The organism is Clostridium fungisolvens (assembly GCF_014193895.1).
Lineage (GTDB): Bacteria > Bacillota > Clostridia > Clostridiales > Clostridiaceae > Clostridium_AR > Clostridium_AR fungisolvens.
On the sequence record NZ_BLZR01000001.1, the window covers coordinates 942,709 to 969,311 of the forward strand.

Annotated in this window: 21 protein-coding genes; all 21 read left to right on the forward strand. The window is 31.0% G+C overall.

The features are described 5' to 3' along the window. Nucleotides 1–274: 274 nt before the first annotated feature. The 21 genes from bsdtw1_RS03620 to chbG all read left to right on the forward strand — a co-directional run bounded on the left by bsdtw1_RS03620 (nucleotide 275) and on the right by chbG (nucleotide 26,490). Entirely contained in the window at nucleotides 275–2,674 is a 2,400-nt protein-coding gene (locus tag bsdtw1_RS03620; protein WP_183276241.1) for a glycoside hydrolase family 3 C-terminal domain-containing protein, read from the forward strand. A gap of 51 nt (nucleotides 2,675–2,725) precedes the next feature. Next, on the forward strand, nucleotides 2,726–3,739 hold the full coding sequence (locus bsdtw1_RS03625) for an NAD-dependent epimerase/dehydratase family protein (RefSeq protein ID WP_183276242.1): 1,014 nt from the start codon (nucleotides 2,726–2,728) through the stop codon (nucleotides 3,737–3,739). A 419-nt stretch (nucleotides 3,740–4,158) separates the two neighbouring features. Further along, the gene (locus bsdtw1_RS03630) at nucleotides 4,159–5,709 is read left to right on the forward strand and encodes an MFS transporter (RefSeq protein WP_183276243.1); all 1,551 of its coding nucleotides are present in this window, start codon (nucleotides 4,159–4,161) and stop codon (nucleotides 5,707–5,709) included. Nucleotides 5,710–5,826: 117 nt separating this feature from the next. Further along, complete coding sequence (locus bsdtw1_RS03635) at nucleotides 5,827–7,314, forward strand: BglG family transcription antiterminator (RefSeq protein ID WP_183276244.1); 1,488 nt, start codon at nucleotides 5,827–5,829, stop codon at nucleotides 7,312–7,314. 319 nt (nucleotides 7,315–7,633) lie between these two features. After that, the gene (locus bsdtw1_RS03640; protein WP_183276245.1) at nucleotides 7,634–8,650 is read left to right on the forward strand and encodes an oxidoreductase; all 1,017 of its coding nucleotides are present in this window, start codon (nucleotides 7,634–7,636) and stop codon (nucleotides 8,648–8,650) included. Between the two features lie 5 nt (nucleotides 8,651–8,655). Next, nucleotides 8,656–9,345: a ribose 5-phosphate isomerase A gene (gene rpiA / locus bsdtw1_RS03645; RefSeq protein ID WP_183276246.1), complete on the forward strand. Its 690-nt coding sequence runs from the start codon at nucleotides 8,656–8,658 to the stop codon at nucleotides 9,343–9,345. 50 nt (nucleotides 9,346–9,395) lie between these two features. Continuing rightward, nucleotides 9,396–10,382 (forward strand): Gfo/Idh/MocA family protein, encoded by a 987-nt coding sequence (locus tag bsdtw1_RS03650; protein ID WP_183276247.1) that lies wholly within the window; start codon nucleotides 9,396–9,398, stop codon nucleotides 10,380–10,382. 42 nt (nucleotides 10,383–10,424) lie between these two features. Beyond that, nucleotides 10,425–10,553 (forward strand): hypothetical protein, encoded by a 129-nt coding sequence (locus bsdtw1_RS23580; RefSeq protein ID WP_280514121.1) that lies wholly within the window; start codon nucleotides 10,425–10,427, stop codon nucleotides 10,551–10,553. Nucleotides 10,554–10,912: 359 nt separating this feature from the next. Further along, nucleotides 10,913–13,453, forward strand: coding sequence for a GH39 family glycosyl hydrolase (locus bsdtw1_RS03655; RefSeq protein WP_183276248.1), 2,541 nt, complete (start codon nucleotides 10,913–10,915; stop codon nucleotides 13,451–13,453). Nucleotides 13,454–13,789: 336 nt separating this feature from the next. Beyond that, nucleotides 13,790–15,160, forward strand: a complete 1,371-nt coding sequence (locus tag bsdtw1_RS03660) for an MFS transporter (protein WP_183276249.1) — start codon at nucleotides 13,790–13,792, stop codon at nucleotides 15,158–15,160. A 437-nt stretch (nucleotides 15,161–15,597) separates the two neighbouring features. Further along, a complete protein-coding gene (locus bsdtw1_RS03665; protein ID WP_183276250.1) occupies nucleotides 15,598–16,695 on the forward strand; it encodes a Gfo/Idh/MocA family protein in 1,098 nt (365 codons plus the stop codon). 165 nt (nucleotides 16,696–16,860) lie between these two features. Further along, nucleotides 16,861–17,802, forward strand: coding sequence for an ROK family glucokinase (locus tag bsdtw1_RS03670; protein WP_183276251.1), 942 nt, complete (start codon nucleotides 16,861–16,863; stop codon nucleotides 17,800–17,802). Nucleotides 17,803–17,916: 114 nt separating this feature from the next. Further along, a complete protein-coding gene (locus bsdtw1_RS03675) occupies nucleotides 17,917–18,756 on the forward strand; it encodes a methyl-accepting chemotaxis protein (RefSeq protein ID WP_183276252.1) in 840 nt (279 codons plus the stop codon). A 287-nt stretch (nucleotides 18,757–19,043) separates the two neighbouring features. Further along, nucleotides 19,044–19,958 carry a sugar phosphate isomerase/epimerase family protein gene (locus tag bsdtw1_RS03680; protein ID WP_183276253.1) on the forward strand — a complete coding sequence of 305 codons (915 nt, stop codon included), beginning with the start codon at nucleotides 19,044–19,046 and terminating at the stop codon, nucleotides 19,956–19,958. A 17-nt stretch (nucleotides 19,959–19,975) separates the two neighbouring features. Beyond that, nucleotides 19,976–21,037: a Gfo/Idh/MocA family protein gene (locus tag bsdtw1_RS03685; RefSeq protein ID WP_183276254.1), complete on the forward strand. Its 1,062-nt coding sequence runs from the start codon at nucleotides 19,976–19,978 to the stop codon at nucleotides 21,035–21,037. Between the two features lie 32 nt (nucleotides 21,038–21,069). Continuing rightward, the gene (locus tag bsdtw1_RS03690) at nucleotides 21,070–22,074 is read left to right on the forward strand and encodes a sugar phosphate isomerase/epimerase family protein (RefSeq protein WP_183276255.1); all 1,005 of its coding nucleotides are present in this window, start codon (nucleotides 21,070–21,072) and stop codon (nucleotides 22,072–22,074) included. A gap of 12 nt (nucleotides 22,075–22,086) precedes the next feature. After that, nucleotides 22,087–22,482 (forward strand): C-glycoside deglycosidase beta subunit domain-containing protein, encoded by a 396-nt coding sequence (locus tag bsdtw1_RS03695; protein ID WP_183276256.1) that lies wholly within the window; start codon nucleotides 22,087–22,089, stop codon nucleotides 22,480–22,482. 70 nt (nucleotides 22,483–22,552) lie between these two features. After that, the gene (locus tag bsdtw1_RS03700; RefSeq protein WP_183276257.1) at nucleotides 22,553–23,509 is read left to right on the forward strand and encodes a flavodoxin family protein; all 957 of its coding nucleotides are present in this window, start codon (nucleotides 22,553–22,555) and stop codon (nucleotides 23,507–23,509) included. Between the two features lie 119 nt (nucleotides 23,510–23,628). Further along, entirely contained in the window at nucleotides 23,629–24,429 is an 801-nt protein-coding gene (gene yidA, locus bsdtw1_RS03705) for a sugar-phosphatase (RefSeq protein ID WP_183276258.1), read from the forward strand. Nucleotides 24,430–24,554: 125 nt separating this feature from the next. After that, entirely contained in the window at nucleotides 24,555–25,244 is a 690-nt protein-coding gene (locus tag bsdtw1_RS03710) for a PHP domain-containing protein (protein WP_183276259.1), read from the forward strand. Between the two features lie 508 nt (nucleotides 25,245–25,752). After that, a complete protein-coding gene (chbG, locus tag bsdtw1_RS03715; protein WP_183276260.1) occupies nucleotides 25,753–26,490 on the forward strand; it encodes a chitin disaccharide deacetylase in 738 nt (245 codons plus the stop codon). Nucleotides 26,491–26,603 lie beyond the last annotated feature (113 nt).

A 26,603-nucleotide genomic window follows, 5' to 3' on the forward strand; every position in this document is an offset into this window, starting at 1 on the left:
AAGAGTGATTGGATATGAAGACACTTTTTGGGGTTCATTTTATTAGCATTTCAAATGCATTAATTTTAACTTTACGCCGTTCTACCTCCAAAAATCATTTATCTTAGTAGCGAATGCATATAGTATTTCCAAAGGAATGCTTTAGTTTCAACAATAATATTAAACAAATCCTAATTTATAAGATGATAAGTACAAAAAACTATAAATCATACAATTAATAATTTTTGTAAACCTTTATAATTTTAAATTATATTCTATCAATTCGGGGGAAATTATGAAACATAAAAAAATTATCGAAAGAATGAGCTTAGAAGAAAAAATAGCATTATGTTCTGGAAAATCCTTTTGGGAGACGCAGGAATTTTCGCAGTATGGTATTAAGTCTTTATTTTTGTCAGATGGTCCTCATGGACTGAGAAAGCAAGTTGGTGAAAGTGATCATCTAGGCCTTAATGCAAGTATTGCTACAACATGTTTTCCTACAGCAAGTGCAGCTGCTGCAACTTGGGATGTTGATCTTATTCGTGAAATGGGAGATGCAATTGGAAAAGAAGCTGTAAAAGAAGATATTAATATAGTATTAGGGCCAGGGGTAAATATGAAAAGGAACCCTTTATGTGGTCGTAATTTTGAGTATTTCAGTGAAGACCCATTTTTGTCGGGAAAGATTGGAGCAGCATGGATACAGGGAGTGCAAAGTAATGGGGTTGGTACTTCTCTAAAGCATTTTGCATTGAATAATCAAGAACTTAAGAGGATGAGCACTAACGTATTAGTTGATGAGCGTGCACTTAGAGAATATTACTTGCCTGCTTTTGAGACAGCAGTTAAGGAAGCAAAACCTACTACGGTTATGTGTGCCTACAATAAAGTTGAAGGTACTTATTGTAGTGATAACAAAAGACTCCTTTCAGATATTCTTCGTGAAGAATGGGGATTTGATGGAGCTGTTATAACTGACTGGGGAGCTATGAACAATCGTATAGATGGATTTAAAGCCGGACTGGATTTGGAGATGCCAGGAAGCAAAGGCCGCTTCGATAAAGAGGTTAAGAAGGCAGTTGAAGATGGACTGTTAGATGAGAGGTATATTGATCAAGCAGTAGATCGTTTATTAACTCTTATAGAAAGAACAACAAAGGGAAATAAAGAATCAGTGACAAAAGAACTTCATGATAAAAATCATAAATTAGCTCGTAGGATTGCCGCAGCTGGTGGAATTCTTTTGAAAAATGACGATAAGCTTCTTCCTTTAAAAGATGATTCAGAAGTTACTATAATAGGAGAACTAGCTAAAATTCCAAGATATCAAGGAAATGGATCCTCTTTAGTAACACCAACAAAACTAAGTAGCTTACTTGATGGAATTAGAGAGTATGCTGGAAAGAATAGATTTTTTTCTGGATACAGTCTAAAGGATGTAGAGGATGATGCTTTGTTAAAAGAAGCAGTTGAAGCTGCAAGAACATCAAATACAGTAGTTTTATGCATAGGCCTCACTGATATCTATGAGAGTGAAGGCTTTGATAGAGAACATATGAGAATCCCAGCCAATCAGATTAAGTTAATAGAAGCAGTTGCGGAGGTAAATGAAAATATCATAGTGATAATTGTTGGAGGATCTGCAATAGAGATGCCATGGGCTGCAAAGGTTCAAGCTATACTGCATATGCAATTATCTGGTCAAGCAGGTGGCTTAGCAGCTGCTGATATAGTATTTGGTAAGGTGAATCCAAGTGGAAAGCTTACAGAAACTTATCCTTTTATATATGAAGATGTAGTAAGTAGTACTTACTTTAATAAGAATCCAAAGCAAGGAGCTTATTTTGAAAGCATGTATTGTGGTTATAGATATTTTGAGACTGCAAAAGTTCCAGTACGATATCCATTTGGATTTGGATTATCTTATACAGAATTTAAGTATTCAAACCTACAAGTTAAAAAATTAGGGCTATATGATGTTGAAGTAACGGCTAACGTTGAAAATGTAGGTGAGTTTGATGGTGCAGAAGTCGTACAGTTGTATGTTGCAGCATCTACTGGTGGTGTATATCGTCCATCAAAAGAACTAAAAGGCTTTGCAAAGGTACAATTAGAAAAAGGCGAAAGTAAACAAGTTAGGTTTAATTTAGATAAAAGAAGTTTTGCAGTATACGACCAAGATAAGAAGGATTGGATAATAGAAGAAGGGATTTATGCATTGCAAATTGGTGCGAGTATTAAGGATATTCGTCTTGAAAAGCATATTGAGCTTGAGGGAGAAAAACCTGTTAGAAAAAATTGTAGTACATGGTATTACTCTTTGAGTGGTATTCCGAGCAGGAAGGACTTTGTAACTATCTACCATAACTATGAGGATTATGTTCCTCAAATAAAGGGTACTTACGATATGACTAGTTCTATTAAGGAAATGAAAGAGACTAGCCTTATATGTAAGATTATGTACAAGGATATGGAAAAAATTATTGCTAAGAATAATGGCGGGAAAGTTGATTACACAAATCCTGGTTTTAGGATGCTTATGGATAGCGCTTCGGATAATCCTATGAAATCAATGCCACTATTCAGTCCAGATAGTATGCCTTTAAATGTTGCAGAATTCTTTGTTGAAGCTGCTAATGGTCATATGATAAAGGGGTTTAGGAAAATTATTAAGAGTAATAAAAACAAATAGGTCTAAGCTTAATGTTGGGATGGAAAAATTGTTTTAGGAGAGTGTAGTTATATGAAAATATTTATGATTGGCGGAACTGGTTTACTAGGTTCAGAGGGAGCAAAGGAGTTAATAAAAAGAGGACATAGTGTATCCTCTATATCCTTACCACCTATACCAACAGGTGCAAATATCCCGAAGGAAATGGAATTATCATTAGGAAATTATATGGAAATGTCTGATGAAGAAATTAGAAAGCAGATGACTGGGTGCGAAGGGTTTGTATTTGCTGCAGGAGTGGATGAAAGAGTAGAAGGACCAGCGCCGATATATGATTTATTCTACAAGTTCAATATTGCACCATTAAAAAGGCTATTAACCATAGCAAAGGAATGTCATGTAAAACATGTAGTTATTTTAGGGTCTTACTTTGCATACTTTGATAGAACTAATCCAGAATGGAAGTTAGCAGCTACTCATCCTTATATAAGAAGTAGAGTTGATCAAGAAAAGATGGCTCTATCTTTTGCTGATAAAGATATGAATGTAGCGGTCTTAGAATTGCCATATATTTTTGGTACTCAACCAGGAAGAAAGCCTGTATGGACATTCTTAATAGAACAAATTAGGAGTATGAAGAGTTTTACCATGTATCCAAAGGGTGGTACAACTATGGTTACAGTTAAACAAGTTGCTCAGTGCATAGCAGGTGCCATAGAAAACAATATTGGTGGAAACAACTATCCGGTAGGTTATTACAATATGACATGGAAAGAGATGTTAAGAATATTCCATAAGTATATGGGAATTCCAGATAAAAAAATAATTACAATTCCAACTTGGATGTATGCTTATGGATGTAGATCCATTGTTAAAGAACAAAAGAAGAATAATATTGACGGCGGTCTTAAGATGGTTGAATTTGCAAAAGTTATGACTGCAAACACTTTTATTGGAAAGAGCATAATTGTAGAAAAATTAGGGGTAGAACCAGATGATATAGATAAAGCTATAGGTGATTCAGTTAAGCTATGCTTGGATATATTAGATGGAAAATCAGAGGCAATAGGTATGAAGGGCGAATAGTATATATTAAATTATGGAGATTACTTTTGCGGGTAGCAGAGAATCTCCTTTTAATTTTATTTAGAAATACTTATTGTGCTACCAAAAACAAAAAATAGTACAATAAAGAAATTAAAAAAATTTTTATAATTAGTTTGGAAATTTAAACCTTCTTTATGTTTAAGAAAGGTGAACAAATGTGGACAAATGTTAAGTTTATAGAATTAAATTTTTATATTAAATATAATCTAAAGGAAACACTGGGGTATAGTGCGTAAAAAAAGAAGAACTTGTTACCTGACAAAATTTCTTCATGTACGTTGAAAAATGCAGATACATAAAAAATCTAATAAAGGTAGAAATATCATTTTTTAAAATGAAAATACCTAAAAACCATATTAGATTAAAAGAAGAGGTTATAATAATGGGGGAAATTTTTTATGAAAACAGAAACGCAAATAAAACAATTGATGGGAGCAAAGATTTTTGATAGTAAAATTAAATCTCTTAACGTAACTGGCGCAGAAAAATGGCTTGGTTATCTTGTTGGACCAGCTGGGTTTGCACTAATGAATGCGTTAATAATGGGATACATTAATATTTACTATACTGATGTACTCAAATTAACTGATCCTAAGGTTTTTAAATATGGAGTTGTATTTCTGACCATATTCCCATTAGCTTCAAGGTTATTTGATGGTGCTATGAATTTGATAATGGGAGTTATATTAGATAGAACTAAGTCAAAGCAAGGAAAAGCTAGGCCATGGATATTAATATCAGCGCCGTTTATAACTGTATCTGGAATACTGATGTTTACAATACCCAAAGCAAGCATAACAGTACAACTAGTATGGATAGTTATTTCCTTTAATTTATATTTTGGGATGGCATCGGTAATGTATATTGCTGGGCATAATCTTATGGTTCCACTTTCAACAAGAAATACAGCTCAACGTGGAACTTTATCTGTAATAAGTAATATTGCAAATACGGTAATTACAGGAATAATAGTAGCATTAATATTTCCAATGATAGTAATGCCAATCATTGGTGCTGATAAAGGTAAATGGATAATGTTAATGTCTGTGATATCAATAATTGCATTACCATTAATTTTTATTGAATACTACTTTACCAGAGAACGTATAACAGAAGAAAATATGTCTGTAGTTTTTAAACAAAAGTTATCAGTTAAGCAACAGATTAAAGCAGTAATGACAAATAAGTACTGGTTATTACTTGCAACATATCAACTTATATTTAACTTTGGAGCCATCCTAAAAAATACAAGTCTTATTTATTATTGTAATTATGTGCTTGGTTCATATAACGATGGTATAACCCAAACTATGATATCGGTTGTAGGTGGTTTTCCAATGGGGGTAGGTATGCTTGTTATATTGCCTCTGATTAAAAGGTTTGGGAATCGCAATGTTACGCTGGCAGGTTTTATTCTTTCAGTTATTGGTGGAGTAATATGCTGGATGTTCCCAACAAATATGGCTTTAGTAATAATAGGACAATTTATTAAAAACTTAGGTATCGTTCCTTGTGGTTTCGTATTTGTAGCTTTATTTGCAGATGTACTTGATCATATTGAATGGAAGAGCAATATAAGATGTGACGGCATTTCTTCAAGTATCATGATATTTATTATGACTGTTTCTTCTGGATTAAGTGCAAGTTTATTTAACTTAATGCTTGGAAGATCAGGAAAATACATAACTCCTGTATACAATGCAGCAACAGGAATAACACAAGGCTTTGTGCAGCCAGATTCTATAAAAAATGTGTTCACGTTCTCCTTTGTAGGAGTTGAAGTAATTGCACATATAGTACTTATTATAATATTAATATTCTTTAATTTAGAGAAAGAAATGCCAACAGTGCAAAGAGAAATTAAGGAAAGACAAAAGTTAGATTGTGAAGCTAGAGGAAAAGTTTGGACTGATCCTGAAGAAAGAGCTAGATTAGAGCAGGAAGTCTGAGTTTTTATTAATTCTAATAGAGTACTAATATAGTAAATTTCTTTATTTATGATAGTATAGAAATATAATAGATATAAATTGTATTCAGCCATTGGAGCAAGGTAGGTGACCCTAAATTTGAATCGAAGACATAGAGATATTTTAAATATAATTTTAAATACAGATGAATACATCACAGGAAATGAATTAGCTAGACTTTGTAATGTTACGATTCGCACAATAAGAAATGATATTAAAGAAATCAATGATCTATTGAAGGAATATGACGTAAAAGTAGAAGCTACTATAAAAAAAGGTTATTCACTTAATAAAGTATATAAAGATATTATAAAGAAAAATAATATTATTAGAGAAGTTTTGGATTATGAATACATAAAGGAAACTCCCAGTTCGCCTATAGACAGACAAATGTACATATTACTAAAACTGACTATTAAAAAAGTTATCACAATAGAAGAGCTAGTAGAAGCCTTAAGTGTGTCAGATGCTACTGTAAATAATGACATTACGTTTATAAATAAATGGTTAAAGCGAAATCTGAAGCTAGGAATAAGTTATTCTTTAACTGAAGGAATTACGCTTAATGCAACTGAAAGAGATAAAAGAAATATTATAAGCTGGGTTCTAGCAATAAGGATTAATTTAAGCACTGTTTTGAAATACTGGAGTTACTTGTTTGAAGAAAATGATGCTGTTACAGCGGTTAAAGATATTTACTACATAGTAAGCGAGGAAAGTAGAAGATATAAATATTTTCTATCAGGGCACAGCTATCAACTTTTATGCTATGAAATATTGGTTGCAATCAAGCGTAATAAATTAGGGTTTGATTTAAATGATTTTGATGAAGCAGAAAGTGAGTTAATGGATGTAGTCTCTGCAATACGTGAAAAAGTAGAAGATCAACAAGGTTTGAATCTATCAAGAGCAGAATGGCTTAATTTGCAGGAGTATTTTAAGTCGAAGCAATTTATTAGTGGAACGGAATTTATAGATATTGAAAAACAAGAAGCTATTTCAATAGTAGACGAATACTTGCTAGTTTTATATGAAAAATTCAAGGTTGACTTAAAGAATAATCCAGATTACATATATAAGCTGATCTTATATATTGCTCCAATGATAAATCGCTTGAAATATAATCACTGTATATCAAATAAAATAGATGAAAAAGTAGTTAAAGCCTATAAGGCAGAATTTAAGATGGCTAGTGAAATTGCACCGATTATTAAGAGAAGATTGAATTTAGATGTATCACTTGTTGATTTAGCTTACATAACTCTTCATTTGGTATCTATGTGTGGAATATGGAAATATAAATTGAATACTGTAATTGTTTGTGATTACGATGAGTCAATATTAAGCCTTATTAAGGATAAAATTCAAAATTACTTTGGAGAAAGAGTAGAAGTTTGTGGGTTTTATGGTTATCAAGAATTTATGTATGAAGATAAGGAAAATCTAAAAGGTGTAGATTTAATAATAACAACTTCAACAATTGCTGATATTACTAATATACCTTTCATTAGAATAAAACCTGAAATTGATCAAAATGATATAGACATGATATCAGAGTATGTTAATGGTTATAAAAGTAAGTTATAATTAACTAATCCTATAGTCAAAAGTATAGACAACTTCTATATGTTAGACTATAGGATTAATTGCGTTTTAAATCATTTAAAGTATTTCACCATTTTAGGTGAAATACTTTAGTTTGTAGAAAGAGTAGTGGAGTTATTATAATAAAGCTAAAGAGAGATGTACCACTTCAATCTGAAAACTATTTTCAAAACTCCTCTGGGTTCTGAGAGAAGAATTTGAAAATATAAATTTTATTATGAAGTGGTACATCCATAAAAATAATAATATGTAGTAGTTCAACTTAAAAAATATAGGCAAAAAATTATTTTAGGAGGTTGCTATGCTTACTATTGGTTATATAGGAAATGGTAAAAGCACAAACAGATATCATCTTCCATTTGTTCTGCAAAGAGAAAATATAAAGGTGAAAACAATCTATCAAAGAAATCCTAAAAATGAAAAATGGGATAGAATTGATGGAGTTAACTATACTTCTAATTTAGATGAATTGTTAAATGACCAAGAAATACAAATGATTGTTATTTGTACAATGCATAACAGTCACTATGACTATGCAAAAATGGTATTAGAGCATAATAAGCATTGTTTGGTTGAAAAACCGTTTATGGAAACATCAGAAGAGGCAAAAGAAATATTTGCTTTAGCAAAAGAAAAAAACTTGATTGTGCAAGCTTATCAAAACAGAAGGTTTGATAGTGACTTCTTAACTGTACAAAAGGTTATAGAAGAAGGAAAGCTAGGCGAGTTAATAGAGTTGGAAATGCATTTTGATTATTATAGACCAGAGGTGCCTCAAGCAATTAAGGAATTTAAACCTTCATTATCATATTTATATGGTCATGGTTGTCATACTTTGGATCAAGTAATTAGTTATTTTGGTAAACCAGATGATATTCATTATGATGTGAGACAATTACTTGGTTCAGGTAGGATGAATGATTACTTTGACTTAGATTTATATTATGGAAGTTTAAAGGTTTCGGTAAAATCTAGTTACTTTAGAGTGAAGGAAAGACCAAGCTTTGTTGTGTATGGGAAAAAAGGTTGCTTTGTAAAACAAACAAAGGATCGTCAAGAAGAGCATTTAAAACTATTTTATATGCCTGAAAATAAGGATTTTGGTGTAGATACCTTTGACCATTACGGCGTACTTACATATGTTGATGAGAATGGTGATATACACGAGGAAAAAGTAAAATCTGTAAAAGGTGATTATGGCAGAGTATATGATGATTTGTATGAAGCAATCATAAATGGAAAAGCTAAGACCATTACTGATGAACAGACTTTATTGCAAATGGAAATACTAGAAACTGGAGTAAAGGATTTAAGGTGATTAATATGAATGAAGAAAATTTAAGAAAATTAAGTGCTGAAAAAGCCATGGAATATATAAAAAACAATAGTGTAATTGGTTTAGGCGCAGGAAGAACTATTTCTTGTTTAATTGAGCTGTTAAGTAAAGCTATAGATGAAAATAACCTCAAAATTAAAGCAGTAACACCATCTGATAATACAAAGAGTATGTGTATCAAAAATGGCATAGAAGTGCTTCCAACCTGCTTTGTAGAAGAAGTAGATGTTGCCTTTGATGGTTGTGGTGAGGTTGATGAAAACTTCTATGCTTCCAAAGGTGGTGGAGGTGTTTTCGTAAAAGAAAAGTTAATTGCCTCAATGGCAAAGGATTATGTTTTACTTATAGATGAACAAAAGTATAAAAAACAATTAAGTGTAATATATCCTATTTCCTTAGAAGTGGTTAAAGATTCCTTAAGTTATGTAAGTAAAGTGGTTAAAAACTTAGGTGGTGAGCCTTTAGTTAGAACCACTAATAGTAAGGATGGGTACTTAGTAACTGATGATAACAACTTTATACTAGATATAAAGTTCGATATTGTAGATGATTTTAAAGAATTAAATGATAAGTTAAATAATATTGTAGGTGTAGTTGGAACCTCTATATTTACTAGAGAAGTTACCAAGTTAATAATGGCTACAGAAAATGGGGTAAGAGTTATTTCAAAGAATTAGTATTCTTAACTAAATTTGCTTTGTTTTTCATAAGATGAGGAGGAAATAATATGAGATTAGGTATTGTTGGATCGGGAATGATAGTAAGAGACTTATTATCAACAAGTTCAAATTTAAAAGACATAGAGTTTGTAGCCATATGTGGAACTGAAAGAAGTAAAGAGGCGATGAATCAACTCAAGAATGAATATGGCATACAGAATCTTTTCTATAATTATGATGAATTATTAAACATGGATTTAGATGCAATTTATATTGCATTACCTAATAATCTACATTTTGAATTTGCTAAGAAAGCCTTAGAAGCAAATAAAAATGTTATCGTTGAAAAACCATTTACATCAACATATAAACAAGCGGTAATTTTAAGTGATTTAGCTAGAGAAAAACAATTATTTATTTTTGAAGCAATTACTACTCAATATCTTCCTAATTATAAAAAAATTAAAGAGTTGGTTCCGACCTTAGGAGATATTAAAATTGTTCAATGTAACTATTCTCAATATTCTAGTAGATATGATAAGTTTAAGGAAGGAAATATATTGCCTGCCTTTAACCCTAAGTCTTCTGGTGGGGCATTAATGGACTTAAATATATATAACATTCATTATGTAGTAGGTTTATTTGGAAAACCTGAGGGTATTGAGTACTATCCAAATGTTGAGAGAGGCATAGATACATCAGGAATATTAATGTTAGACTATGGAAAGTTTAAATGTGTTTGTGTTGGAGCAAAAGATTGTAAGGCACCTATTGCAAACAATATCCAAGGTAATAAAGGATGCATATATCAAGATACTCCAGCTAATGTTTGTGAGAGATTTGAGTTATTAATGAATGATGGATCTAGTTCAAAAATCAACAAAAATAACTATGAACACAGAATGGTTAATGAATTTATTGAATTTGCTAGTATGATTAAAAACAACGATTTAGAAAGCTGCTACAAGATGCTAGATCATAGCTTGATAGTTAGTGAAGTGCAGACCATTGCAAGAAATAAAGGTGGAATTATATTTCCAGAAGATGCAATTTAAATAATACTCTGAAATACATATTTGAGTATGTAGCTGGAGATGATGAAGAATTCCTTTGCGCATCCAGAAGAGGTTACTTTAAAGACAAAGACTTTAGATAAGGTTTCTAAGAATTTTGTGTATAAACCTGATAAATATTCTGCTTCAGTTATAAGGATTAAGCTTAAATAAAATGATAATATAAAGTATAAATTTAATGAAAAGACAGCGTATAGCTGTCTTTTCTTCTTATATTTTAAGAAGAAGCTTTATAAGTAGCTTTACATATAGGATAATTTGTAGCAAAATAGTTTATAGAACATTAAATGTTTACCTCGTGTAAACCATTGGTGATTTGGACCATATTTACTTGAGAATAACATAAATTTTTATCTGTTTTTAGAATTGAAGATTAGACTTTCGTGTATGCAAATGATGAAACAAAGTGATTTTTATAAGTATGCATTTAGAACCAGTACATAAAACTTAAAATATTATTATGTTTTTGGTTTATAAGAACGGTAAAACTTTTTATTGTGGGAGTGTGTAATATGAGTAACACAAGAAAAAATACTAATGATAATACGAATATACCTATAAGAGTTTATTTAAATAAAATAAAAGTAATCTCCTCAAGTGTTCAAAAATACGTAGAATTTCTATTTATACTAAAAGGTGAATTAGGGGTAGTTATAAATAACCAAAGATATAGATTAGTAGAGTCAGATGTGGTGTTAATTAATAGTGGTGATGTTTATGAAATACATGGAGAGGGAGAGAATTTAATTTTATCAATGCAAATTGAAAATGATTTCTTTACTAGTCTTGTTAGAAGAGAACAAAGTTTATTCTTATGTAATTCTTCCATAAACGAGAACGAGCATTATGACGACATTAGAAGTATATTAGCTAAGATTATGTATGAATATTCAAATAGAAATACTGGATATGAATTTAAGATCATGTCTCTGCTATATGACATTACATATACATTAAACACAAATTTTTTAATCACAGAAGACTATTCTATACAGAACCTAGAGGTTAAAAGCAGTAAGTATGCACAACGTATAAACAATATAGTTGCATATATTAAGCAAAATTATAATCAGCAGATATCATTACAGGATGTTGCAGATTCTCAATATTTAACGCCAGAATATTTATCAAAGTTTTTTAAAGTAAATATGGGAATGACTTTTTCAAAATATTTAAATGAATTTAGGTTAACTCAAGCGGTAAAAGAGCTTCTTCGAACTGATGATTCAATTACTAAAGTTGCAATGAATAATGGTTTTCCTAATTTAGTAGCTTTCAATAAGATCTTTAAAGAAGTATATGATACCACGCCAGCAGAATATCGAAATGAAGTTAGAAAAAAAACGTCAAAAAGCAATAAGATTCATAATGAAAAAGTAGAGTCTGAGATTATGAAAGTTGATTATAATCAAGCTTTTGAAAAGTTAACAAAGTATGTATCAAATGAAGATAAGTCAGATAATAAGCTTTTAGAACATAGTTTAGGAATCAATGTTGATGTAGAGGCAAATGTTGAAACGGTAAAGCCTATAATACATTCATGGAGAAACTTAATAAATCTTGGTTATGCTCAGGATGGGCTGAGATCAGATTTACAACAACATTTAACTAATATACAGGATAAGATTAAATTTAAATATGCCCGTTTTCAAGGGATATTTAGTGATGAAATGTTTAATTTCGGAGAAGAAAACGATAACGAAGAATATTACAATTTTACGAAAATAGATAAATTGATAGATTTTTTATATAGCATAAATTTAAAGCCATTCATTGAGCTAGGGAATAAGGCTAAGGTTTTAAATCTTGCTACTGATAAAGTAATGTATTTTAAGGATTCATCAAAAAGACATAAGGGATTCAAAGAATCTTTAGTGTTGTTGGAGAAGTTTATTGTACATGCTATAAATAGATATGGAATTAATGAAGTATCACAATGGTATTTTGAGATTTGGAAAGAAGGAGATATTGAGTATGTCTTTTGGAATGGGGATTTTGAAAAATATCTAAAAAACTTTCAAAGCTACTACAATATAATTAAAAGAATAGTGCCAGGTGCAAAAGTCGGTGGACCAGGTTTTAATCCTGAAGTCAATATGAAGTGGTTTGATGAGTTTTTAAACCAGGTGAAGAAAACGGGCATACAATTAGATTTTCTTTCTATATCAATATATCCATATGAATTAATAGAAGATAGCAAAACTGAGCAAGCAAGCGATAAAGATAGGAACAAAGCATATAAAAAAGGAGAATATCTACCGCACTTATTACCTTCAAAGGATAAAAATTATTCAAAAGTAAGGTTGGATAAAATTCGCAAGATGATTAAAACATCGGGGACAAGTATTCCAGAGATACATGTCACTGAATATAACTCTAGCATATCTCATCGTCATCCTGCTAACGATACAACCTTTAAAGCAACATTTATTACAAAAAATATTCTTGATAATTTAGACGAAATTGATAGTTTTGGTTATTGGTTTTGCTCTGATATTTCTGGGGAATTGAAAGATTCAAAAAACCTATTATACGGAGATATGGGACTAATTAGTGCCAACGGAATAAACAAGCCAGGGTTTTATGCTTATGAAATGCTTTCTAAACTTGGGAATGATTTAATACAAAAAGGGGATGGATATATAATAACTAAGAAATCTTCTTATAATTATGAGATCATTACCTATAATTATAAACATTTTGATTATTTCTATTGTTTGAAGGAAGAAACACCAGTAAGTCTAGAACAATATTATAATATTTATGAAAATCAGCAATATTTAAATATAAATATCGCATTGAAAGGAATTAAAAGCGGTCGATATCGTATAAAGAAATATACATTGAATAGAGAGCATGGGAGTATTTTTGATGAGTGGTTAAATATGAATGCTATCTATAATATTAAAAGGGATGAAATTGATTATTTAAAACAAATTTGTATACCAAAACAAACTGTTTTCTATAGTGAAAGCATAGATGAATTGAAGTTAGAAAGTTGTCTCTCACCACATGAAGTAAATCTTTATGAAATTACTTTTGAATATAGTTAGTAATTATTATGCGGTTCAAGAAATTGAATATTTCTTTGAATCGCTTTTCTCATTTCATAATTAAATTAATATTTTGACTTGAAATTTTAATGTTTTTTAACGCAGTTGTGTGGTTAAGAAATATTAGTTAACTATTAATGTAAAAGTAAATAAGTGTTTGAATGCGTTTACATGGACGGATGATGTAAACTAATGATAACGATTTAAGAAACTTTGTAGAGAGGAGCTAATGTATAAGAGGGAAAATATAACTTTAGGGAGGAGAGTACTTTTAATCAAAATGTTATAAAACTTAGTTAAAATATTAATGTGAAATTTTGAGGGGAGAGGAATTATATGAATAATTTAAACGTTGTAAACAGCACTTCTAATGGTAAGTTATCATTTGTAGAAAAGTTTAGTTATGGAATTGGTGACTTTGCTTCCAATCTAATGTGGGGAGTTATAGGAAGTTTCTTGCTTTATTTCTACACTGACGTTGCACTAATCCCAGTAGCAGCGACAGGTACAATATTTCTTGTATCAAGAGTTTTAGATGCATTTATTGATCCTGTAATCGGAGGTTTTATCGATCGTACAAATTCTAAATGGGGACGTACTAAACCATATATAATGTTTGGGATAATTCCACTATGTGTATTCTTTATACTTTCCTTTACGACAATCAGTGCAGATGCTTCATTTAAAGTAATGTATGCTTATTTAACATATATTATAGCAGGTATACTTTATTCCGTTGTAAATATACCTTATGGTGCATTAATGCCTCTTATGACTAGAAATCTTGATGATAAAGCACAATTATCAAGTTTTAGAATGTTAGGAATGGCACTTGGAAATATACTAGTTACAGCACTTACAATGCCACTTGTAAATTTATTGGGCGCTGGAAATCAACAAAGAGGTTTTTTACTAACAACTATTTTATTTGCTGTAATTGGCTTTATTAGTTTTATGATAATCTCTAAGAATTGTAAAGAACGTTATTTAGAAGTTGGATCTGTTTCCCATGAAAAAATTAGCGTAATAGAAACATATAAAGCAGCATTAAAAAATGGTCCATGGGTTTCAACAATTATATTCTCATTATTGATGTTTATAAAAATTGGTGCATTTGTATCTATTACAATATTCTTCTGTTTGCAAGTACTTCATAACCCAGCTATGATTTCAATATTATTACCATTGATGTATGCATCTATGCTTGTTTCAGCAGCAATAGCAACACCTGTTATTAAGAAATTCAGACATCGTAATGCTAATATCATTGGAACTGCAGTATATGCGTTATCATTTTGTTTGATGCCATTATTCGTAGGAAATCAGACTGTATTCATTGCAATTTACTTCTTTGGTAACATTTTAGGGGGAGTAAGTTCAGGATCAGTTTTTGGTATGATAGCAGATTCTGTAGATTATAATGAATGGAAATTTGGTAAGCGTTCTGAGGGAACATTATACGCAGGATATAGTTTTGCGACTAAAGTAGGTATGGCAGTTGGTGGTGCATTGGTAGGATACGCATTAGCATTTGTTGGCTACAATGCAGCAAATGTTACCCCTTCAGCTGTTAAAGCTATTAACATACTTTTCTATGGAATACCAGTTGGATGTAGTGTATTACAAATTCTCTCTATATTATTTTATAAATTAGACAAGACTCACCCACAAATTGTTGAAGAGCTAAATAATAAACGTAATGCATAATCCGATGTAAGTATCCATTTTCTTAATTGTATATATTATTTTTAACTGCCAGTGATCATTAGAAAAAATAATGCTCATAGGCAGTTATTTTTTGTCCATAGTATATATACAATCTAAAAATCTATATTCATTCTGTCATATAAAACTTTCTCTCTTTTGATATTGTTAAAGTCTTATATGCCACAATGAAAGATTTGTATTTGATTATATATATGTAAATTATGAATAGCAAATTTAATAGAGAATGTTAATATTTAAGATTGAATTATTAATATTTTTTTTGAAAAATAAAAGAAATAGTTATTTGAGCAAAATTATAAATAGAATTGAATAATTAATAGAATGCGTTTACAGTGGCTTAAAAGGTACAATAAAGATGTTCTAAGAGAAATATAAATGTAAAAAATTATTATAAATTAGGAAGAGAGGTTTTTAATATGAAAAAATTAAAGATTGGATTTATTGGATGTGGAGGAATAGCAAATGGAAAGCATTTCCCTGCATTATCAAAATTAACAGATAAGGTAGAATTAGTTGCATTTTGTGACATCGTTGAAGAAAGAGCAGTAGAAGCTGCAAAACAATATGGTACAGCAGATGCTAAAGTATATACTGATTACAAAGAATTAATTAAAGATGAAACTATAGATGTAATTCACGTATTAACTCCAAACGTTTCTCACTCAGAAATTACAGTGGCATCTTTAGAAGCTGGCAAGCATGTTATGTGTGAAAAGCCAATGGCTATAAACAGTGCTGAAGCTCAATTAATGTTAGATGCAGCTAAAAGAACAGGAAAGAAATTAACTATAGGATATCAAAATCGTTTCCGTTCTGATTCACTTGAAACAAAAGCGGCTTGTGAAAATGGTGAATTAGGTGAAGTATACATGGCTAAAGCACATGCTATAAGACGTAGAGGAGTTCCTACATGGGGAGTATTCCCAGATAAGTCTAAGCAAGGTGGAGGTCCATTAATAGATATCGGAACTCATGCATTAGACTTAACATTATGGTTCATGGATAATTACAAGCCAAAGACTGTATTTGGATCAGTATTCCAAAAATTAAAGGACAAACCAGAAGGAAATATGTTTGGACCATGGAACCCTGAAACTTTTGAAACAGAAGATTCAGCTTTTGGATTTATAAAAATGGAAAATGGCGCAACTATCTATTTAGAAGCTGCATGGGCAATAAACATGATTAATGCAAAGGAAGCACAAGTAACACTATGTGGTACTGAAGCTGGAGCAGAAATGTTTGGACTAGCTTTTGCAGACCAAGGATATGTTGTATTTAATAAAGCTGCTCATGGTAAACTAGTTCAATCTCAACCTTCAGATGCCGGCGGAGTATTTGGTTTTGAAGGAGCAGGTACATTACAACAAAGAGATGCTGAAGCTATTCAATGGATTGATGCTATATTAAATGATACAGAACCATTAGTTAAGCCAGAACAAGCTTTTGTAGTAACACAAATATTAGAAGCAATCTACAAGTCAGCTGAAACTGGAAAGCCAGTAGAATTATAAAAATTAAATTTTATAGTTAACGCTTAATAATTATGCGTAAATGTGTTGGATTTTAAGTAATATCTGTGCATTTACGCATAAATTATATGAAAAGTTAAAATTGAATTAATCAGCGTGAGTCTTTTTAATGTTTTTCAAGAGATTTGAAAGTGAGGAGAAAACAAAATGAGGAAATATGGATTTGGAATAGACATAGGAGGAACAACTATAAAAATGGGGTTGTTCAACGTTGAAGGAACTCTATTAGAAAAGTGGGAGATTGATACTAGAAAAGAGAACAATGGCAAATATATTTTGGATGATATAGCATCGGAAATAAAAAATAAACTGAAGGAAAAAGGAATACATAGGAATGATGTAGTAGGGGTTGGGATTGGTGTTCCTGGTCCTGTTAGCAGCGATGGAACAGTTCTAAAATGTGTTAACTTGGGATGGGGGATATTTAATGTAGAAGAAACCCTAAGTGAAATGATTGATCTTCCAGTAAAGGCTGGTAATGACGCTAATGTTGCCGCACTAGGAGAAATGTGGCAAGGTGGAGGAAAAGGCTATAAAAATGTTGTAATGGTAACCCTTGGGACAGGCGTTGGAGGAGGAATTATAATCGATGGCAACATAATTTCAGGAACCAATGGTGCAGGAGGAGAAATTGGACATATTAAAGTTGTTAAAAATGAAATAGAAACTTGTGGATGTGGCAAAACAGGCTGTCTTGAACAATATGCCTCAGCTACTGGAATAGTAAAAGAATCAAAAAAGCTTTTAAATAGTGATAATAGCCCATCTATTTTAAGAGAAATTAATGAAATTACAGCAAAAAACATATTTGATGCGGCAAAGAACTGTGATGAGTTAGCTAATAAGTTAGTTGAAGATTTGGGTGAAAAGCTAGGAGGCGCACTTGCCACAATATCTTGCGTATGTGATCCAGAAGTTTTTGTTATAGGTGGTGGAGTATCAAAAGCAGGAATGATTCTTGTTAATGTAGTAAGAAAACACTTTATTGAAAAAGCATTTCATGCCTGTGAAGGAACTAAATTTGAGCTTGCAAAACTAGGAAATGATGCGGGGATTTATGGTGGAGTAAGATTGGTATTAGATATATAATAACAAAATAAATTTAAACTGAGCTATTAAAATAACTATTCTCAGTTTGTTTTATTCCAGCACTTATCTATAAATTTTGGATGGTAGTACACTAAAAAGGAAGTGGTGTTTGAAATGGAAAAAGTTTTTGAAAGAATGATTTACGCAGCACCAATTATTAGTGAATTGTTTGAAGGAAATGCTGCAATAAATATCTGTGATAAAGAACAATGCATATATTCTTTAGATGGAAATAAATCAAAAGCTCCTATGTATACTAATCAAGTTATTGATAATAATGTTATGGATAAAAACGGAATTAATGAAAACATATATATAAAGAAGAGAAGTTTTTCTAAAATATATGATAGAAAAACTTATGGAATAGCGTTTAAAGGTATTACTGTTCCAATTAAAGATGAAAAAAATGAAGTTGCTGGATGGTTTGGTTTAAGTGTAAATATGGAGGAATATGAAGATATTGCGGTAGCTACAGAAGAATTAAAGAATTCACTTAATGAAACTAATTTAACAGTATCAGAAATAGCTAACAGCGCAGTTCATTTGTCAGAAAAATTGAATTTCATAGTTGAAAATACACAAAATGCAGAAAAATTAATAAGTGAAGGTAGCGAAGCTATAAAGTTAATTCAAAATATTTCAAAGCAATCTAATCTTCTTGGACTGAATGCTGCAATAGAGTCTTCAAGGGCTGGAGAATATGGTAAGGGTTTTTCCGTAGTAGCTGGTGAAATGAGAAAATTAGCTTTAAGTAGTGCTGAATCTTCTAAAAAGATTTCCTCAGCACTTACTCAAATGAGTAATAGTATGAAAGTGATAGTGCAAACAATAAATGAATTAGGACAAATATCAACTAATCAAGCTGCAAGTTTAGAAGAATTATCTGCAACTGTAGAAGAAATTTCTTTAAATTCAGAGGTTTTAGTTGAACATGTAAAAATAAATAAAAAATAAGAGTTCCATTTAGCCGGATTAAGATATAAAGAAATATATTTTAAGCGGCTTTTTTGTTTCAAAAAAGGTTAGTGAAAGTTAGTGAAATAAGAAATGTTAAAAAAAAGAATCGAAAATTTAATCTTTTTATATTTATAAGCAAAAATACTTTTAATTAACCAACATAATGGGTAGAACTGAATAATTAAAAGAATGCGTTTACAGGTGTTAAAAATGTACAATAAGAGTGTGTTAAAGATAGATTGATGTTTTGATTTTATATAAATATAAAAAGGAGTTGTATGATTATGAAGTTAGGCTTAAACAGTGCTATTCTAGGAGATTTAAATTTTGAAGAATTAGTAGACTTTGCTGCTGAAAATAACTTAGAGTGTTTAGAAGTTTGCTGCTGGCCAAAGGGAAAAGCAGAAAGAAGATATGCAGGAGTATCACATATAGATGTATCAGATTTAAGCGAAGAAAATGTTCAATATATAAAAAATTACTGCCATGCAAAGGGTGTGGAAATATCAGCACTTGGATATTATCCAAACACTTTAGATCCAGATTTAGAAAAGAGAAAAGTTTATGTTGATCACCTATATAAGCTTATAGAAGCAAGCAGCAAGCTTGGTGTAAACATGATTACAACGTTTTTAGGTAGAGTTCCAAATAAGACAGTTGAAGAAAATTTAGAAATAGTAAAAGAAGTATGGCCTCCAATTGTTAAATACGCAGAAGAAAAAGGCGTAAAAATTGCCATTGAAAACTGCCCAATGCTATTTACTAATGACGAATGGCCAGGTGGACAAAACTTAATGACAACACCAGCTATTTGGAGAAAAGTATTCAAGATAATTGATAGCGATAATTTTGGACTTAACTATGACCCATCCCACTTCGTATGGCAGCATATAGATTACATTAAGCCAATATATGAATTCAAGAATAAAATATTCCATGTTCATTACAAGGATATAAAAATATTTAAAGATAAGTTAGATGATGTAGGAATAATGGCTACACCACTACAATATATGTCACCTAAGCTACCAGGTCTTGGCGATATAGATTGGGGAAAATATGTTTCTGCATTAACAGATATAGGATATAAAGGCTACACATGCATAGAAGTTGAAGATAAAGCATTTGAAGGTTCAATAGAAGAATGCAAAAAATCAGTAATACTAACAACAAGATATTTAAGAAATTTTGTAATTTAGATAAGGAGGAATAAAAAATGAAAGTCAATTTTGGAATAATAGGCTTTGGATTTATGGGACACATTCACGAAAAAACCTTAAATTCATTAGAAGCTACAAAAGTAGTTGCAATTTGTGATATACAAGAAGAAAGAATGGAAGATGCAATTACTGAAGGGGTTATAAAAACTACTAGCGTTGATGAGCTTTTAAAGATAGAGGATATTAATACAGTAATAATTTCAGTAAGTAACCATGTTCATAAGGAAGTAGTAATCAAAGCTGCAAAGGCAGGTAAAAACATCATTTGTGAAAAGCCAGCAGCAATGAGTGTTAAAGAATATGATGAAATGGTAGCAGTTGTAAAAGATACAGGTGTGTTATTTACAGTACATCAACAGCGCAGATTTGACGAAGATTTTAGAACTGCAAAAGAAGTATATGATCAAAAAGCATTAGGAAATGTATTTACTGTTCAATCTATGCTATATGGAATAAACGGAAATATGCATGATTGGCATGTGTTCAAAAAGTATGGTGGTGGTATGTTATATGACTGGGGAGTTCATTTAATAGATCAATTGCTTTACATGGTTGATAGCAAAATAACAACTATTTTTGCTGATTTAAGAAATGTTATTAATGAGGAAGTAGATGACTACTTTAAGATACTATTTAGATTTGAAAATGGAATAACAGGAGAAATTGAACTAGGAACATATTTCTTAGCGGACAAGGAAAAGTGGTTTGAAAGACATTGGTTCATAGGTGGAGATAGTGGAAGTATGTATAGTGATGGCTTTGAGCCAGTAGGAAAAGTTGCAAGAACAACAAGACTTCTTAAAAATGTTCCAGGAAAGACTACTATGACAGCTTCAGGTCCAACCCGTTCATTTGGACCACCACCAGAAGGAGTATTAATTACAGAAGAACTTCCTAAGGTAAATGTTGCTCATATTATGTTCTTTGAAAATTATTTAAATGCGTTAGAGGGAAAAGAAGAATTACTTGTTAAGATACCTGAAGTAAGAAGAGTTTTAGCAGTAATGGAAGCTGTAAGAGAATCAGCAGCAACAGGCAGATCAATAGATTTTGAATAAATGCAAATAAGATAGAAGAAAGGAAGATAGATATGTCAAATATTAAACGTTCAGTAAGTTTTTATAGTTTACAAGATCATTATGCTAGAGGAAAGATGAATTTAGAGGATATATTTAAATTTTTAAAAGAGATGGGAGCAGAAATGGAATTCATAAGCGATCAAATGCTTAAAGGAACTCCACATCCATCAGAAGAGTCATTAAAAGAATGGGATAGACTTATGGCTGAATATAAAGTTAAGCCAGTTTGTAATGATATTTTTATAAACACTTGTTTATATAAAAATAGAACATTAACAACTAAAGAAGCTACAGATGCTTTAATCGAAGAGATTAAACTAGCTCATCGTTTAGGCTTCAAATTAGTTAGACTTGTATCAAAAACACCAGCAGAAATCATAGAACCAGCATTACCTTATGCAGAGAAATATGATGTAACTTTAGCTTTAGAGATTCATGGTGGAATGAGCTTCGATAATCCTATGACAAAAGCATTTATCGATGTGATTCATAAAACAAAATCACCATATTTAGGTATTGTAGTTGATACAGGAATATTCTGTAGAAGACATCCAAGAGTAGCAACAAACTACTTCAGAAGCTTAGGGGTAAATGAAGAAGTTATCAAATATATAGATGATATCTTTGCAAGTGGAACTGATCCAAAGCAATTCTTTACTAAGCAAGGGGGCAGACCTAAAGAATTATTAGACTTATGTAAAAATGAACTTGACCATATGTACACTATATTTTCTGATGGGTATGAAACTAGTGATTTTAGTATCTTAGATGAACATATGCCTTATGTTAAGCACATTCATGGGAAAGTATATGAAATGACAGAAGAAGGTGTTGAATATTCTATTCCATATGATGAATTAATTAAGTACTTAGATGAAAAGGGATATGAAGGATATATTTCAACTGAGTACGAAGGAAATAGATTTACTCTTGATGGAGAAGAAGTTATAGAACTTGAACAAGTTAGAAAACATCAAGAAATGCTAAAGAAATATATAGCTAAGCTAGGAAGATAGGAGGAAAGCAGCATGTTTGATAATTACGTATTCAGTGAAGGTACTTGTAAAAATGTATCAAATAAAGATGGACAAGTAAATGGATTTGAATTGAAAACATTGATTACTTACTATAGAGGAGTACCGTTATCTATGGTACATGATGTGAAAGTAGAAGTAGATGGAGTAGAGGTACCAAGAGAAAGTATAAGATTCAGTTCAAACGGAGAAGACTATTTTACTTTAGATGAAATGGAAACAGTTACTACTTACAAATGGGAGTACGGCCAAGAAGCTACTGTATTTGTTGAGAAAGAGGGCGGACTTTCTAAAGGTGAACATGATGTTAAATTAACAACAGTATTGAGAGTTGCGTATATACCAGTACCTTTCGAGGGAACAAAAACTAGAAAAGTTGTAATAAACTAAATTAGTATTTATGGTGCTAGCAAAATAAGGATGGTTACTAGCACCATATAAAAAAGGGAGAATAATTCTGATGAGTAAGAAGAAAGTATTAGGTATTTCATTTGGAAGAAAAATGAGTAATACCGAAGTTATGATAAAGACAGCATTAATGGAGTGCGAAAAAGCTGGTAACGAAGTTAAGTTTATCCGTGCAGATGATTTAAATATTCAAGACTGTACAGGTTGTATAGCATGTGTAGTTGGCTTGTTACAAGGTGGAAGTGGAAAGTGTCATTTAAAAGATGACATGCATATTATCGATGAAGCTTTAATGGAATGTGATGCGGTTATAGTAGGATCACCTACATATGTATTGGCGCCAACAGGTAGGTTTAAGACTGTATGCGATAGATTAGGACCATCTCATGATGTTGCTTTCAGAACAGAAGCAAAAAAGACAGGAATAGCAAGGGGAAAAGCTCCAGAGCAATTGCCGGATGAAAGATCATTTAAGCCAAGAGTAGCTGCATTGATTACTGTAGGTGGAGCGATGACACAAAATTGGTTATCCTTTGCTATGCCATCTATGTACGAATTCACAATATCTATGGGAATAAATGTAGTAGATAAATATGAATACTTTGGAGCTATGGCTCATGAACATGTAGTAGGAAATCAAGAAGTAATGGATCGTATGGTGGTAATGGGTAAAAACATTGCTGATTCTTTAAATAGTGATTCAGAAAAAGAAATGAACAAATGGAGAGGTGCTGATGAAGGCATTTGTCCAGTATGTCATTGCGATATGCTTACTGTAAGGTACAATAAAAATGAAGTGGAATGCCCAGTTTGTGGAATTAGTGGAGAGCTAACATTAGTTGATGGAGAAATTAAAGTAAGCTTCAGTGAAGCTCAGCAAAAGCGTTCTCGTTTATTCTATGATGGAAAGTTAGAACATCAAGTAGAAATCTCTACAAAAGCAGTTGGACCAGGACAAATCCCTAATAAGAAAGAATTGCTTGGAAAATATGTAGGTTACGGCGAGTAATATAAATTAATTATTTGAAACTGGGCTATTAAATATTAATATACCCAGTTTCTTTATTTTAGCTTTAGTTTGCTACCATATTGAAGAGATTTTATAGAAATTATATACGGAGGATAAATATGTATAAACTACTAGCACTTGATCTTGATGGTACATTACTTAATAACAACGGGGAAATATCTAAGGCCAACGCTAAAGCTATTGAGCTAGCAAAGGAAAAGGGAATTAAAGTTGTTTTAGCCACAGGAAGACCTATAGATGGAATAAAGAATTATATATCACAGTTAAACCTTTTAGAGGATGACTATGTTGTTGCTTTTAATGGAGCTCTTGTACAAAAGACTAGAGACAAAACAGTAATAGGTAGAAAGGGGTTAACAATTAGTGACCTGAATAAGATATATGAATTAAGTAAAAAACTAAATGTTAATATACATATACATACTGATAAGGAGTGCATTACCCCAAAAATAAGTAAATATAGTCTTTTTGAAGCTAAACTTAACTCAATACCATTGAAAGAAATAGGATTTGAAGACTTGCAGGGAGATACAGTAATAAATAAAATTATGTTTATAGATGAAGAACAAATAATTGATAAGATTTCAGGTTTAATTGATGAGGAATTTCATGATGAATATACTGTAGTGAGAAGTTTACCATATTTTTTAGAATTTCTAAATAAAGAAGTAAACAAGGGTATAGGTGTAAAAATGCTTGCCAATAGTTTAGGAATAAGTATGGACGAGGTTATTTGCATTGGAGACCATGAAAATGACATACACATGATACAATATGCAGGGTTAGGTGTTGCCATGGGTAATGCAGTGGATAGCCTTAAAAACGCAGCTGATTATATAACTAAGAGTAATGAAGAAAATGGAGTGGCCCACGTAATAGAAAAGTTTATTTTGAATTAAAAATACTCCATTATGTCAAAGTATTTGATTTTCATAATTAATAAATTGATAATAAATCTTAATTGGTAACTAATAGTTGATATTTGGATATTATATATAAGGATTAATTTACAAGGAAGAGAGAGATGTATACTAAAGGTGATTTTCACATGCATAGTGTTGCGTCAGATGGGGATAGAACCCCTTCTGAAATTATAGTTATGGCAAAAGAAAAAGGCTTAGATATAATTTCAATCACAGATCATAATTCAACTGACAGTGTTGAAGAAGCAAAAAGAATTGGAGATATAATAGGAGTTAAGGTTATAGCTGGACTAGAATTATCAACAAGGTACAAAGGAAAAAAAGTACATGTTTTAAGTTATTTTATGAATGATAAATATAAAGATATAACATTCCAAAAGGTATTAAAACATATTAGAAACCATGAGATCGATGAGCTCAAATCACTTGTGGGATCTGAGATAGCAATAACAAGAGATGAAATAAAAAATAGGATAGATACTAGAACAGGTATAGATATTTTGAGGTATTTCGGTGGATCCGTAGTATTAGCTCATCCTGTAAAAGTAAAAAAAGAGAACTTGGAAGATATTTTGCAACTAGAATTTGACGGAATAGAAGCAATATATTCAAAAAATACTACTGAGGATACCAAGTACTTTAAAGCTATAGCTGAAAAAAAAGGCTGGTTCTATACCGCTGGCTCAGACTTTCATACTGATAAAAGACAGGACAATAGGCATGGACAAATTGGACAGGTGTTTTTAAAAGAGAAAGAGCTGGAGATATTTATTCAGAGCTTAACAAAGTAAACTTATGTAATTTTCTAAAGTAATGTTTTGAAATTAAGGTGCTGATCTATAGATATATATTATATCAATAGCAGCACCTTTGTTTATATCTTTATAAGTAGTTTTTAAAGTTATTAAAGTTCATAGAAATTTAAAACACGTCCCCAAAAGTTAGTATAGATAAAGTAAGGTGAAAAAGATTTCTTCTGAAATCTTATTGGATCTATAAGAATTTTTTCAAAATCTGAAAATTACAATAATTTAACATGCCTAGGTTGAATGGAAAGGTTTACTTAACTATAATTATATAGGTGGACAACTTATAATTGAGTTCATATTTTATAAGTTTTTTATTAAAAGGTGAGAGGGTTTCTGGAATACAATCAGTATTTAGTTAATACATCTTTAAAGAGTTCATATAAATTAGTAGTTCAGTTATGAATTCTTTAAAGATGTAGGTTTATAAAGAAAAATATTTTAATTAATAAATAAGGACTAGAATATAAAAAGAATAAAGGGGAGTTTTACTATGAAGCTAATTATAAATGCAGATGATTTCGGGTTCACTAGAGGTGTCAATTTAGGTATTCTTGAAGCTTTTAAGGAAGGAATTGTAACTTCTACTTCAATGCTTACTAATGGGCCAGGCTTTGAACATGGAATAGAATTAATGAGACAAAACAAAAATTTAAAAGTAGGTATACATTTAGTATTAACTGCAGGTAGACCAATAAGTGAAGGATTAAAAACCTTAGTAAATGAAAAAGGAAACTTTGAACATAATTTTGAAAAGATAGAAGCTGCTGATGAAGAAGAAATAAGAAAAGAGTATAGAGCACAAATAGATAAGTTCTTAAGTACAGGCTTTAAACCTACACATATAGATTTTCATCATGGAGCAACAAAGAAAAATTTTGCAATTGCTGTACAGTTTGCTAAAGAGTTAGGGGTTCCAATGAGGGGACTTACAAGTGATGCTGGAAAGTATATGGATTCAAAAGGTGTTATACATTCTCACAACTTTTGTGAAAGGTTTTACGGACAGGAAAATATAAGTGAAGAGTCTCTTTTAAAGATATTAGAAGAAAGCAAATACTTAAATGAGATGGAATTAATGACTCACCCAGCATATATCGATAAAGATATTTTAACTTTGAGCAGCTATAATACTCAAAGAGCTTATGAACTTGTAACTCTAAAAAGTGAAAAGGTTGTTAAATATATAGAAGCTAATAATATAAAGCTAATAGATTTTACAGACATATAAAGTTTATGACTTTAATATTCTGTTGAAATTAAGTGGTTATCCATCCGATGCTTTAATGAGCTTACGCAAAGAATTAATATGATTTTGTCATATTCCATGGCTAAAACTGTAAA

Coding starts and splice junctions, on each gene's coding strand:
- bsdtw1_RS03620 (WP_183276241.1), top strand. CDS start 275: ATGAAACATAAAAAAATTATCGAAAGAATGAGCTTAGAAGAAAAAATA.
- bsdtw1_RS03625 (WP_183276242.1), top strand. CDS start 2,726: ATGAAAATATTTATGATTGGCGGAACTGGTTTACTAGGTTCAGAGGGA.
- bsdtw1_RS03630 (WP_183276243.1), top strand. CDS start 4,159: ATGAAAACAGAAACGCAAATAAAACAATTGATGGGAGCAAAGATTTTT.
- bsdtw1_RS03640 (WP_183276245.1), top strand. CDS start 7,634: ATGCTTACTATTGGTTATATAGGAAATGGTAAAAGCACAAACAGATAT.
- rpiA (WP_183276246.1), top strand. CDS start 8,656: ATGAATGAAGAAAATTTAAGAAAATTAAGTGCTGAAAAAGCCATGGAA.
- bsdtw1_RS03650 (WP_183276247.1), top strand. CDS start 9,396: ATGAGATTAGGTATTGTTGGATCGGGAATGATAGTAAGAGACTTATTA.
- bsdtw1_RS23580 (WP_280514121.1), top strand. CDS start 10,425: ATGAAGAATTCCTTTGCGCATCCAGAAGAGGTTACTTTAAAGACAAAG.
- bsdtw1_RS03655 (WP_183276248.1), top strand. CDS start 10,913: ATGAGTAACACAAGAAAAAATACTAATGATAATACGAATATACCTATA.
- bsdtw1_RS03660 (WP_183276249.1), top strand. CDS start 13,790: ATGAATAATTTAAACGTTGTAAACAGCACTTCTAATGGTAAGTTATCA.
- bsdtw1_RS03665 (WP_183276250.1), top strand. CDS start 15,598: ATGAAAAAATTAAAGATTGGATTTATTGGATGTGGAGGAATAGCAAAT.
- bsdtw1_RS03670 (WP_183276251.1), top strand. CDS start 16,861: ATGAGGAAATATGGATTTGGAATAGACATAGGAGGAACAACTATAAAA.
- bsdtw1_RS03675 (WP_183276252.1), top strand. CDS start 17,917: ATGGAAAAAGTTTTTGAAAGAATGATTTACGCAGCACCAATTATTAGT.
- bsdtw1_RS03680 (WP_183276253.1), top strand. CDS start 19,044: ATGAAGTTAGGCTTAAACAGTGCTATTCTAGGAGATTTAAATTTTGAA.
- bsdtw1_RS03685 (WP_183276254.1), top strand. CDS start 19,976: ATGAAAGTCAATTTTGGAATAATAGGCTTTGGATTTATGGGACACATT.
- bsdtw1_RS03690 (WP_183276255.1), top strand. CDS start 21,070: ATGTCAAATATTAAACGTTCAGTAAGTTTTTATAGTTTACAAGATCAT.
- bsdtw1_RS03695 (WP_183276256.1), top strand. CDS start 22,087: ATGTTTGATAATTACGTATTCAGTGAAGGTACTTGTAAAAATGTATCA.
- bsdtw1_RS03700 (WP_183276257.1), top strand. CDS start 22,553: ATGAGTAAGAAGAAAGTATTAGGTATTTCATTTGGAAGAAAAATGAGT.
- yidA (WP_183276258.1), top strand. CDS start 23,629: ATGTATAAACTACTAGCACTTGATCTTGATGGTACATTACTTAATAAC.
- bsdtw1_RS03710 (WP_183276259.1), top strand. CDS start 24,555: ATGTATACTAAAGGTGATTTTCACATGCATAGTGTTGCGTCAGATGGG.
- chbG (WP_183276260.1), top strand. CDS start 25,753: ATGAAGCTAATTATAAATGCAGATGATTTCGGGTTCACTAGAGGTGTC.